9 protein-coding genes are annotated in these 12,284 nt (G+C 38.1%); 4 read left to right on the forward strand and 5 right to left on the reverse strand.

Going from position 1 to position 12,284, the window contains the following annotated elements; all coding sequences use genetic code 11:
• The gene (locus MKL38_RS03555) at positions 1 to 1,020 is read right to left on the reverse strand and encodes an ABC transporter substrate-binding protein (RefSeq protein ID WP_270902513.1); all 1,020 of its coding nucleotides are present in this window, start codon (positions 1,018 to 1,020) and stop codon (positions 1 to 3) included.
• Between the two features lie 651 nt (positions 1,021 to 1,671).
• Here MKL38_RS03555 and MKL38_RS03560 point away from each other — a divergent pair.
• The 3 genes from MKL38_RS03560 to MKL38_RS03570 all read left to right on the forward strand — a co-directional run bounded on the left by MKL38_RS03560 (position 1,672) and on the right by MKL38_RS03570 (position 6,870).
• Complete coding sequence (locus MKL38_RS03560; RefSeq protein WP_270902514.1) at positions 1,672 to 3,219, forward strand: tyrosinase family protein; 1,548 nt, start codon at positions 1,672 to 1,674, stop codon at positions 3,217 to 3,219.
• Positions 3,220 to 3,261: 42 nt separating this feature from the next.
• Positions 3,262 to 5,226: a multicopper oxidase family protein gene (locus tag MKL38_RS03565; RefSeq protein WP_270902515.1), complete on the forward strand. Its 1,965-nt coding sequence runs from the start codon at positions 3,262 to 3,264 to the stop codon at positions 5,224 to 5,226.
• Positions 5,227 to 5,526: 300 nt separating this feature from the next.
• Positions 5,527 to 6,870, forward strand: a complete 1,344-nt coding sequence (locus MKL38_RS03570; protein ID WP_270902516.1) for a PepSY-associated TM helix domain-containing protein — start codon at positions 5,527 to 5,529, stop codon at positions 6,868 to 6,870.
• A 71-nt stretch (positions 6,871 to 6,941) separates the two neighbouring features.
• Here MKL38_RS03570 and MKL38_RS03575 read toward each other — a convergent pair whose 3' ends face one another.
• The 3 genes from MKL38_RS03575 to MKL38_RS03585 all read right to left on the reverse strand — a co-directional run bounded on the left by MKL38_RS03575 (position 6,942) and on the right by MKL38_RS03585 (position 10,713).
• Positions 6,942 to 9,038 (reverse strand): TonB-dependent receptor, encoded by a 2,097-nt coding sequence (locus MKL38_RS03575; protein ID WP_270902517.1) that lies wholly within the window; start codon positions 9,036 to 9,038, stop codon positions 6,942 to 6,944.
• Between the two features lie 52 nt (positions 9,039 to 9,090).
• Positions 9,091 to 9,480: a DUF2946 domain-containing protein gene (locus tag MKL38_RS03580; RefSeq protein ID WP_270902518.1), complete on the reverse strand. Its 390-nt coding sequence runs from the start codon at positions 9,478 to 9,480 to the stop codon at positions 9,091 to 9,093.
• Between the two features lie 180 nt (positions 9,481 to 9,660).
• A complete protein-coding gene (locus MKL38_RS03585) occupies positions 9,661 to 10,713 on the reverse strand; it encodes an NAD(P)-dependent alcohol dehydrogenase (protein ID WP_270902519.1) in 1,053 nt (350 codons plus the stop codon).
• Between the two features lie 288 nt (positions 10,714 to 11,001).
• Here MKL38_RS03585 and MKL38_RS03590 point away from each other — a divergent pair, with 288 nt between their 5' ends.
• The gene (locus MKL38_RS03590; RefSeq protein WP_209830837.1) at positions 11,002 to 11,889 is read left to right on the forward strand and encodes an AraC family transcriptional regulator; all 888 of its coding nucleotides are present in this window, start codon (positions 11,002 to 11,004) and stop codon (positions 11,887 to 11,889) included.
• Between the two features lie 111 nt (positions 11,890 to 12,000).
• On the opposite strand, the gene MKL38_RS03595 is transcribed toward MKL38_RS03590, so the two are convergent.
• Positions 12,001 to 12,228 (reverse strand): tautomerase family protein, encoded by a 228-nt coding sequence (locus MKL38_RS03595; protein WP_045125564.1) that lies wholly within the window; start codon positions 12,226 to 12,228, stop codon positions 12,001 to 12,003.
• Positions 12,229 to 12,284: the final 56 nt, after the last annotated feature.

Raw genomic sequence — 12,284 nt, forward strand, 5'->3', positions numbered from 1 at the left:
TCATTGCACCAACGCTTTGGCAAGGTGCTCACCATACAACTTGCTTAAAATACGCTGTTGTAAAGCACTTACAGTTAAATCGGAGTTTTCAGGATAAATACTATGATTCAAATAAATCGCCGTGATAATGATTTTGATGGTATGCGGGTTATATATAAATGCAGGACTCAAATTAAAGACCTTTCGGTTTTGTACGGCGCTTAAACCTTGTAATTCTTTTCGTTCATAAATCAGTTTTGGGTTGGTATTCCAAAGAACAATATTGTCAGGGTTCCATTCAATTAAGGTCTCGGGGTTTACATTGGGTTGATTTGCATCGGTCTGAACAATATTGAAAGCACCCACCAGCTCAATAAAGTCATTAGTAATAGACTTGCGACCAGAGGTAGAAAAAATCCGCCCTCCTGACCATGCATAATAAATCGATTGCTTATTTGGCTGACGTGCTGTTTTTGCTGCGACTTCCGACACAATTTCATCAGAAAAACTTAAAATTTCTTGAGCACGCTCTTGAGCACCACTAAGCACAGCGATTTCAGAAAGTTCTTCTTTCACTTGCTTGTAAGTGCCGGACTCCATCACATATACAGCAATGCCAAACTGCCTCAACAGCTCAATTGTTTGAGTTTGTCCGCTCCCCAAAATCACCAGATCTGGTTTTAACAGCACGAGACTTTCAATATTGGTGGCATTTGCACCTTGCGAAGGTGTAGCAAGCTCTCTATTGGCAATACGTTGATCGATTTTTGAATAGGCATTAAATAATAATGGTTGAATGTATACTTCGGCCGGTATGCCAATTACTTTATGACCTTGCCCCAGCATATATAAGCCATCTAAACCCGACTCAAACAAAGACACAATTCTTTGGGCTGGTTTGGCTACACAGACTTTTGTATTTGTACTATCAAACACACATATTGAATGGACCGCTAACTTTTCTTGTGTTTTTGCCTTTTGTTCAGATGAAGAGCATCCACATAGAATGAGTAAAGTGAGTATTGAAACCAAAAACTTCATTACAGCACCCAACGCACAAATACAGTGCAAAATAAAAAGATGCGTCTATTTGGTGCATTTTTCATGTGAAAAACACACCATAAGTGATCAAGAATATTTGAAGCATAAGTAATACGGCAGTCAAATCAAGTGTTGTGCTGAAGATAAGAGTAATTAAGCAATAAAAATGCCAGAATTACAAAATAAACTTAATAATCATGTGATTGTGATTTTTAAAACTCGAAAAATGAATAGTCATTTTCAAAATATTTAGAATTTTCTTTAACCATTCAACTGAAATCACTTACTTTTCAATATTTAAATTTAATCAGAAAGTTTTAGCTTTAATATTTAAAAAATTTAATCCAGGAAAATAATGAGCCTTAACAACTATAAAATTAAAAAAACAAAATACATTACACAAAAATATAATTAAATTTTTATTTTAATCCTCAATATAACCACATTAAAAAACATATTAAATAATTAAGTTTTTCTAAAAAATTACAGGATTTAAAATTAAATTTTTTCATTATTAATATTAAATATAAAACTTTAATAAAAACTATTTTATATGCTAGATTAGGTTAAGAATTATCCAAACCAAGGGTAAATTCATACATTACAAATAATCAAATATAAGAACATTAAACATGACAAGGATTTAAAAACATGAAGAGAAATTATTATATTTTAGGTACTCTATTATTTAGCATGAGCTTAACAACCCATGCTGACTCACTACGAATGAGTGCGACGGAGTTTGCAAAAGATCCAGCCAAAGTAAGTGCATTACAAAAAGGTTTGGAAAAAATGCGAGCAAATAATAATGCTCCCCCCTTATCACCCGAGTTTCGTACAAGCTTTAATTACTGGGCCAATACACATGGCTATTTTGGTACAGGTACACATGCAACAGACAAAGATTATTATGTTAATCAATACCGTATGCCCCAGTGTTTACAGGTATATAGTAAAGCAGTATGTGACAGTTACTATAAACATATTCAAAATTCACCAGTCCCAAATGATGGCTTTACCGATGAAGTTTGGGGTACATGCCAACATGGCAATCTAAATTTCTTACCTTGGCACCGTATGATGCTTTATTTTTATGAGCGAACGGTACGTAAATATGTTGGGCAAGATTATTCACTTCCTTATTGGGACTATTACGAAGAAAAAGCTGCTAATGGTCAAGGCTTAGCACTACCTAAATTGGTCCGTGGTAAACAGGCTGGTACTTTATATGATCAGTTCCGTACCCCGGGTTTAAATACAAATATCAGCGCCATAGATCCAGATAATGCCAGCGCTGCTCAAGCCTTTAAATGGGATAACTTCAAAGATTTCTCTAACCAATTACAGTCTCAACCTCATGGTGTAATGCACTGTGCGGTAGGTAAAAACTGTGTGCTACCAGATATGGGATTTGTACCTATTGCAGGCTTAGACCCCGTATTTTATATGCACCATGCAAATATAGATCGCTTGTGGCAATGCTGGTTAAATAAAAAAGCAAATGGGCAACCAATTACGCTTGAATGGGCCAAGAAAAATTTAGGTATGCCCGATAGTTGGTATGACACTCGCTATACATTTGCAGATGAAAACGGCAACAAAGTTACCATGACCATTGCCGATGTATTCACCCCTGGTAAAATTCCAGTTCGATATACCAATGAAAATGCTTGTAAAGTTCAAGCACCAGTTATGAGTAGTAAAGGTGCTGAAAAAGCAAACCTATTTAAAATGAATCATAAACCAGTGAGCAGTAATAAAACCATTAAGCTTATGGGTGTAACTCAAAAAGTAGCTTTAGCCCCTCAAACTGCAAGTTTCTTAGAGAACTCAAGTCAACTTACTCAAACAACGCTCTCATCAGGACAAACCTATTTAATATTAGATAATGTCCAAATGATTGGTAATCCAAATCTAACCTATAAGATTTATCTATCTCCAAAAAATAAACCTGACCAAAAAATTTATGTTGCCACAATTAACTACTTCGGTGTGTTAGATCATGACCACGGCGGGCACCCAGGTCATATTGGTCAATTGGTTTATCAAGTTAGTGATCAGGTTAAGCAATTAGGCATGCCTGCTGAAGACTTAGAAGTTCAGTTTGTTGCTACTGATTTAACGCTTGATCAAGTGAAAGAAAAAGTAAGCTCTCAAGGCTTGAGTATTTCTCAGGTTCGCTTAGAAACTTCAAAATAATAATTAAGGGAGAGGCCTGATCTTTTCAGGCCTATATTCATTATGAAAATAGCTCATTTAATATTATGCACGCCTTTAACTTTGCTTAGTTGGTGTGTATCAGCAAATGATTCTTCTGAACGTGTATTAGAAGACCCACCCGATATGGCTGTTGCACGTAATCATGTCGCATTACTTGCTGCACCGAATCCTACAAAATCATTAACAAATGCACCGCAAATGCAATCTTCAAATGAAGCATTGTTTACTTGGGAAGTTAAAAAAACGAGGAACAGACTTTGGAACCCAGCGACAAATCGTTATGACGAAGTCCTTTTACGTAGTTATCAAGGTACAAATACGCAGCCCAATACGCCTTATATTGCTCCGACAATTGAAGTATTTCCCGGAGAAACCGTACGGGCAAATTTAGATAACCAACTTGATATAGACCCGATTACTCACAAAAAATTTCCTAAAGACCCAAGTTGTACTGGCGATCATTTTGATGTGAATAAACCGCATTGTTTTGATGGCACCAACATGCACACTCACGGTTTATGGATTAACCCAGCCGGAAATAGTGATAACGTTTTAATTTCGATTAATCCGGGTGTTAATTTTCAATATGAATACAACATTCCGCCCGATCATCCCGCGGGAACATTTTGGTACCATCCACATCGACATGGTTCAACTGCTATTCAAGTTGCAAGTGGCATGGCAGGTGCGTTAATTATTCGGGGGTATCGCCAACCTACCCCAAATAAGTCTGGTGATTTAGATTTACTTACCTATGGTTTCAAAGAAAGAACTCTGGTTTTTCAGCAAATCCAATATGCTTGCTACGATGCTAACGGAAAAATCGAAACCGATCAAAATGGCAACTATATTTGCCAAAACAATCAAATTGGTGAAATTAGAGATTATCAAGGTTTTGGCCCTGGTGATTGGGGAAAATCAGGACGATATACGAGCATCAATGGAGAAGTTCAACCCTTCATCACTCAAGCGGTTGCAGGACAAGTTGAGCGTTGGCGAATGGTACATGCAGGTGTCCGCGACAGTATCAACCTGAGCGTTCGTCAAATGCAAAATATTCCATCCAAACTCAATTTGACACCAATGGGTGAAAAGAAATTATTAAGTGAAAGCTGTACAGGACCTATTGTGAGTCAACACATCATCGCAGCCGACGGTCTAACCCTCAAACAAGTTATGGACAAAACAGTTACCGTCTTTCAACCAGGTTATCGTTACGACGCATTAATTCAATTCCCACAAGAAGGTCGTTATTGTTTAATTGATGAAGCGGCTTCTGCTTCGGCTAACGTGGACCGTACATTTTCACAGAAACACTTACTCGGTATAGTTCAAGTCAATAAAGCCAGCTCTGCAACGCAGTCTTTAACAACGGCTTTAAGCAATAATGCATACCGAAATATTGCCCCAGATATGCGTCCCGCAGTACTTCAAGATTTACAACAAAATCTAAAGCTCAGCCACTTTGTTCCTCATCAGGACCTACCAGCAACATCAAATAGACAATTTTTAGAATTTAATATTGATACGAATGCTAATCCAGTTCAGTTTCAGGTGAATGGAAAACCATACAAACCAGACCGAATTGACCGTACGCTCGAGTTAGGTAAAACTGATGAATGGATACTCACTTCTAAATTAGCCAGCCACCCTTTTCATATTCATGTAAACCCGTTTCAGATCGTAGCGATCACAGACCCTAACAATAAGGATGTCAGCGATATCAATGCCGTTGATGACTACGACAAATCGGCTCCACCCGACCCACAATACCGCGGTCTCAAAGGTACATGGAAAGACACCATTTGGGTTAAAAATGTAAAAGGAGCCAGTTATAAAGTCGTTGTTCGAACCAAGTACCAACGCTACATCGGTGACTTTGTATTGCACTGCCATATTTTAGATCATGAAGATCAAGGCATGATGCAAAATATTCGAATTAGTCTTCCAGATGGAAATGGTGGCGTTTCACAAGGCCATCACTAGTTTTGGACGGCAATAAAACTTTATTCTAATAAAACCGCTTATATTAAAATAAGCGGTTTTTTAATACTAATAAGGAAGCAAAACAGTTTGAATTATAAGGTGTAGAGTTATCAAATAACGTCTTAAATAGTAATTAAAAAAAGGCATAAAATTTACCAAGTAATAAAAACTGTTTAATTATTAATCTAAACACTCTGCCTAAGCGCCATTCAAATAATTTAATAGCAGTTACAGCTCAATCAACATTAAGAGAAATAAGTCGTTATAATCCGCCCAACACCTGATAGACATTATCTTCTGATGCTGACCCATTCATCCTTCTGGCGTAATCTTTACCGTTTAATTCATATTTATGCTGGTATTTTTATTGCACCATTTATATTGGTCGCGGCATTCACCGGCTTACTCTATGCAATTACACCTCAACTTGAACAAGCAATGTATAAAGATGTTCTATACGTTGAGCCGCTAAATAAGGTGCAATATAAGCTGAGTCAGCAAATTGAAGCCGCAAAGCAAGTGATGCCCAAGTCTGCACAGATAATTGAAGTTAGACCAGCCCCAAGCGCTGATCAGACAACTCGTGTCATTTTCTCAGACCCGATCCATCATTTTACCAGTGAAGCTGTTTTCATTGATCCCTTTACGCTTAAAGCCAAAGGCCACCTAGCTGTCTATGGGACCAGTGGAGTTCTACCGTTTCGAACTACGCTCGACCAATTACATAGCAACTTATTACTTGGAAAATGGGGCCGCTTTTACAGTGAACTGGCAGCAAGTTGGTTAGCAATTTTGACTTTAACTGGACTGTATAATTGGTGGAAACGTCGTCAAAATCTAAAAATCAGGCAAACACAAAAAAATAAATTATTGAGATGGCATAGCACGCTTGGTTTAATTTTATTTCCACTCTTATTATTCATTGCCATTACTGGTCTTACATGGTCCGAGTGGGCTGGAGACAATATTCGGGTTGCTCGTCAATGGCTCAACTGGCAAACCCCAACATTAGCAACTTCTCTTGAAACAGATAATTTACCTACAGTGATGCATCATGAACATCACGAGATGCCACACAGTGAAAATCTTAATTTAAATATTGTGTCAGGTGAGTACGATACCGCTCTTTCAATAGCTAGAGCACATGGCATTGATGCAGCACAAATACAAATCAAACCACCCACCAGTGGAAATCAAGCTTGGACAGTGGCTGAGATTCAGCGTAAATGGCCAACTCAAGCAGATAGCATCGCAATTGATATGGAACAACATAAAGTCATCGATCAAATTGCTTTTAAAGACTACTCACTGGTGGCAAAACTCACTCGTTGGGGAGTCGATGCTCATATTGGTATGTTATTTGGTTTGATAAATCAGTTGGTTCTCGCACTTTATGCGCTTACGCTTTGTATCATGATTATTTATGCATATAAGGCCGCGTTTAAAAACTCAAATTTAAAACTCATGACAACTCACTTTGTTGGTCAAAGCTTATTTATTTGGAAGCGTGCGACTGGCCCACAAAAATTATCATTAATATTGGTGAGCATTGTATTAGGCCTAAGCTTACCTGTTTTTGGTTTTAGTATTTTATTTACGCTATTCATCTTTGCAATGCGTAAATACATCCCTTCCAAACCATAAATCTATAAATCTATAAATCTATAAATCTTAAAGAAGGAGTTAGACTTAAACTTTGCCTAACTCCTTTTTAATCAAAAGTTCCAAGTCAAAGATAAAGTTGCCTTCAATGGCTCTCCGGGTTGTACCCATTCATCGGTATAACTCGAAACGTAATAATCCTTATCGAACACGTTATCAATATTTAATTGCGCTCGCAGATCAGGACGAACTTGCATATAGCCCCCAACATTCACCACCGTAAATTCTGGCAAACTGGTTCCATTATCTATGTAGTTAGCGCTGCGTTTGCCAAAATAGTTGATCGTTCCTACCAAACCAGCTTCTCTTCCCAATAGTTCAAATTGGTAGTCCGCATTTAAATTTGCGGTGTGCCTCGGAATGTTTTTAAGACGAGCACCTTTTGTATCAACTTCGCTTTCAATGACCGATGCCTTTGTAAAAGTATAATTGGCTCCCACACGAAGATGATCATTGAATTGATGTTTTAACTCGACTTCTACACCATGGCTCTGTACACGACCACTATCTACATAAGTATCGGTAATACCTTCAGTCAATAGATGTTGTTTATCTAAATCAAAATAGGTCAGTCCAAACCAGCTTTGCGGTAGATATTCGTATTTGGCTCCAATTTCCCAACTTTGAGTTTTCTCTGGGTCATAAAGTTGATTGTCTTTATTGAGTCCCGTATTTAACTCGAAAGATTTACCCCAGTTGCTATAGAAGGAAAGTTTTGTCGTAGGCTGGTAGTTCACACCCACGCGTGGACTAAACGGCGTAAAGTCCTGTTGATCTGAAAGACCTGTTTTATAGTCATCAATTTGTTGCTCCAGACGATTAAAACGTCCCCCAATCAGTACATTCCATTGAGGATTTAAAAAGAGCTGATCTTGTAAATTCACTCCCAACATATTTTGGGTTTCTTTCGTATTTTTTGTTGTTCTAGTTAGCGCTAAAATATTTTGCCCATACACTGGATTATAAATATTAATCGGGCTTGATGTACCCACTGCATTACGCAGTTGAATTTGATCTATGGTGTAGTGTCCAGCCTCGACATTTGCAACGAGTTCGTGCTTTACCACTCCCGTATTAAACTTCCCGCGCAGAATTGACTGAAGCTGAAATGTATCTGTTTCAAATTGACGGTAACGTCTAAAACGGTTTGCGGTTTGTCCATCTGCGGCAATGCTTGAAATTTCAGTTGAGGTTCCTGCCCGCTCGCCATGGTTGTAGCTAAGAGCAGTGGTGTTATTCCAGTTTTCATTGAATTGGTGATTCAAACGTAACTGATACATCTGATCTTTAACCTTAATGTCACCATCCGATGGTTCGCCTAAAAAGGTCTTTTTGTTGACAACAAATTGCCCATTAACCATCGGGACACCACGATCAAAAACACCTTGATGCTCGGAAAACTCGGTGTCGAGATTGAGTTGTGTTTGATCCGATATTTTCCATGCAAGCTGTGGAGCAACAAAGTAATGCTGACTATCGACCTGATCTCTAAAACTTTGGTTATTTTCATAAGCCAGCCCAAGTCTATAAGCCACGGCATCGCTTAATGCGCCTGTACTATCTAGAGAAGCCCGATATTCTTCTAAAGTACTGCCACTTAAACTCACTTCATTTTTTTGCGTCCATTCGGGCTGTTTAGTTGTAATGTTCATAATGCCACCAATAGCACCTTGCCCATACATGGCAGCCATTGGACCTTTTAAGAAATCAATTGCTTGGATATTGACCATGTCTCTTGGAGTATGGATGCCACTTAAAGAACTCAGACCATTACGTAAATAGCTGGTTCCCATATTGGGGTCGGTGCTAAAGCCACGGAATGAATAATTGTCCCAAAAACCTCCACCATAACTATCCTGATAAACCACGCCATTCACTCGTGATAATGCATCACTCACCCGCTGAATATTATTGTTCTTAATATCTTGTTCCGACACATGGGACTTGGTAAATGGAACGCTCAATAAGCTATGGTCAAATTGAGTTAACGCTGTTGAAGAAAAAGAAGTCTCGGCAACATCTTCAGCCTTAATTGTGATTTTCTCTAACTCAGCAATCTGCTGATCAGTTTGGCTTTGCGCCATGGCCGACATCGAAAATTGAGCAAACAAAATACTCCACGCCAGTGGATTGAGTAAAAATTTAGACATGACAAACTCTGTTTAGTAATGAATGAGGGACTTATCTGTACCCATTAACCAATTAAGCAAAACAAAGTTGTTGAGGTGGAGCACGGCCTTGGGGCGAGAGAAATAAACGCCGTAAATAAAATAATATATAAGTGAGGGTAGCTAATATAATTAAGCGAACCGTCACTCCAATTTCAAACAGAGATAATTTGAAGCCATCAATTGTGGCGATATGGCTATACAAATAACAAAAATGACAACCTGTGTTTGAGTCGTGGTGAGTGCTTTTATCTAGAAGCTTTTTATTTGAATTAATTTTTAGATGATGAGAAGAATGTAGTTCCGAGCTCATTTTTGAATGATTCATCACTTCTACAATTTGCTCACACACCGCTTGCTGATGCATTTCATTGGGTAATAGGCTTTGCCAGAACACAAAGTTCTGTAGCAATATTGCTAGCAAGCCAATTATGGTCCCAAACCGATACATGAAAACTTATTCTCATCAATGTAGGTCGGAAAATAACATAATTTCATTCAAATCATTAGCGTTTTTTATTTGAACCCGCACTCAATCAAGAAAAGAGCAATATGTGGGTGTGCACCCTAATGGCAGAATGCACAGCCCAGATCAAAAACCAGATTAATCTTCCGATAATGTTTTCATATCAATCACAAAACGATATTTCACATCACTCTTTAACATACGCTCAAAAGCTTCATTAATGTTTTGCATATCAATCATCTCGACCTCAGAAACGATATTATGCTCACCACAGAAATCAAGTAATTCTTGTGTTTCCTTAATCCCGCCAATCACCGAGCCAGCAATTGATTTTCTACCCAAAATCATAGGTACTGAATTTGCGCTAATTTCACCCAAATATCCAACCAACACAATTGTTCCATTTAAAGCTAGCGTTGGAATATAAGGCTTCAAGTCATGGTTATAAGGTACAGTATCAATAATTAAATCAAACTGATTTGTGACTGACTGCATTTGATTTTCATCAGTTGATAACACCACGTGATGCGCACCGAGTTGTTTTGCATCTTGTTCTTTGTTAGCTGAGCGAGTAAATAATGTCACTTCTGCGCCTAGAGCATTTGCAAGTTTAATTGCCATATGGCCCAAGCCACCTAAACCAACGACTGCAACTTTACTGCCCTTCCCAATATTCCAATGACGAAGTGGTGACCATGTTGTAATCCCCGCACAAAGTAACGGCGGTACAGCTTGGGCATCCAGATTTTCAGGTACTTTTAATACAAAATCTTCGCTACAAGTAATGGTTTGAGAATATCCACCATAGGTTGGTCGTTGGTCATGACGATCTACAGCGCCATAAGTCTGAGTGTTACCTTCTTCACAATATTGCTCTAGTCCTGAATGGCAAGCAGAACAAGTACGGCATGAATCTACCATACAGCCAATTCCTACGAGGTCGCCGACTTTATATTTCGTGACTTTGGCACCGATTGAGGTGACACGACCTACAATTTCATGACCCGGCACTAACGGATAAGCACTGAATCCCCAATCGTTTTTAGCTTGATGTAAATCGGAATGGCAGACACCACAATATTCAATTTGAATGACAACATCATCTTCACGTGGAGTTCTACGTTCAAACTTAAAAGGAACTAAAGGAGTTTCTGATGACAGCGCGGCATAACCTAAAACTTCAATTGTCATATTTTTTCTCTCATGTTTAATGTTTAAATAAAGACGATTTCTTGGCTGGATCTTCATTGGTGGCTATAGATTTTGAAAAGCCGTGAATACGTTGTGGAAACGGTGAATCAACAGGCTTTAATCAATCGACTTTTTTGCCATGTTCATCAGTATAAAAATGAAAGCTATAAGGTGTTGTTCTATTCCTCTCACAGATTTGCCTAATCCTCCGAATTGTTGCAATTCTCTCTATTTTTCTTATTTGAAATGCCTACAATAAAAACACAGATGACAATAGGTGAAATCTGAATGGCGAATATGTCTCTAGGCAATAATGAAACACTGGCTCAACTTATTGATCAATGGACCCGTGAAAAAGGTACATTCGAAACGCCTATTATGGGACTGACTTTATTTCGTGCTGAAACACTGACCCAACCAACGAGCAGTATGATGGATGCGAGTCTATGTATGATTGCTCAAGGGAAAAAACAGGTGATTCTTAGCGAAGAAGCCTATACCTATGATTCAAATCATTTCCTTTTTACTGCAATTGACCTGCCTGTGATTGCTCAAGTTCTTGAAGCTTCAGTTGAACAACCTTATCTTTCAATAGTGCTACGACTAGACCCCTATGTGCTTGCCCAAATCATGCTTGAAGCCCATATTCCTTTTAAAGATACAAATACTGAAAAAAAAGGAATGGCTGTTGGGGTCGTAAATTCGGAACTGAATGATGCTTTTATACGGTTATTAAAATTACTAGACACACCACAAGACATCCCAATCTTGTCTCCCCTTATTATTAAGGAAATTTTTTATCGTTTATTAATGAGTCCGCAAGGTGACCGACTTAAACGAATTGTAGCGGCAGGAACTACAGGCCATCGAATTGTGAAAGCCATTGAATGGTTAAAAACAAATTTTGCAAAATCATTTAGCATTGAAGAGCTTGCAAGCACAATGGGGATGAGCGCTTCAAGTTTTCATCAACATTTTCGTGATATTACTTCAATGAGCCCCTTACAATATCAAAAAAGAATGAGACTGACCGAAGCACGGCGTTTATTAATGACCGAAGAATATGATATTTCATCTACAAGCATGCAAGTAGGCTATGAAAGTTTGTCGCAATTTTCTAGAGAATATAAACGCTTTTTTGGCGTTCCGCCGTCGGTGGATATAAAGAGCGTATAAACATAGACAAGCATTTAGCAGATTAATTTTTTATAACCTGAATTATCCTAAAAATAATTCAGGTTTGTTATGTCGGTATTTCTACACCGAACACCATTGGAAGAATAATAGTTAGTTAGCTTTAGATATTATTTCAATCATCTCTTTTGTTGGTCGTAAGTGGCCTAATTGCCACTGTTCAGGAGGATACTCATCAATTCGTATCCAGACATGCTCCCGAAAAGCAGCATTTCCCTTTCCTTCAATCTCTACAAATAAATCTGTTATTCGCTTAAAAAGCTCAGCCTTACTTTCTTTATCTAGTAAGCCTTCTATTGTTTGTATATTTATAAATGGCATAATGCTACCTGAATTAACCCTAGGTCTAAATTGTAGACTCATGCTAATTGGAGCCC

It is taken from the genome of Acinetobacter sp. AOR14_HL, from assembly GCF_027855175.1.
Classification (GTDB): Bacteria; Pseudomonadota; Gammaproteobacteria; order Pseudomonadales; family Moraxellaceae; genus Acinetobacter; species Acinetobacter calcoaceticus.

Coding starts and splice junctions, on each gene's coding strand:
- MKL38_RS03560 (WP_270902514.1), top strand. CDS start 1,672: ATGAAGAGAAATTATTATATTTTAGGTACTCTATTATTTAGCATGAGC.
- MKL38_RS03570 (WP_270902516.1), top strand. CDS start 5,527: ATGCTGACCCATTCATCCTTCTGGCGTAATCTTTACCGTTTAATTCAT.
- MKL38_RS03595 (WP_045125564.1), bottom strand. CDS start 12,228: ATGCCATTTATAAATATACAAACAATAGAAGGCTTACTAGATAAAGAA.
- MKL38_RS03555 (WP_270902513.1), bottom strand. CDS start 1,020: ATGAAGTTTTTGGTTTCAATACTCACTTTACTCATTCTATGTGGATGC.
- MKL38_RS03585 (WP_270902519.1), bottom strand. CDS start 10,713: ATGACAATTGAAGTTTTAGGTTATGCCGCGCTGTCATCAGAAACTCCT.
- MKL38_RS03565 (WP_270902515.1), top strand. CDS start 3,262: ATGAAAATAGCTCATTTAATATTATGCACGCCTTTAACTTTGCTTAGT.
- MKL38_RS03590 (WP_209830837.1), top strand. CDS start 11,002: ATGGCGAATATGTCTCTAGGCAATAATGAAACACTGGCTCAACTTATT.
- MKL38_RS03575 (WP_270902517.1), bottom strand. CDS start 9,038: ATGTCTAAATTTTTACTCAATCCACTGGCGTGGAGTATTTTGTTTGCT.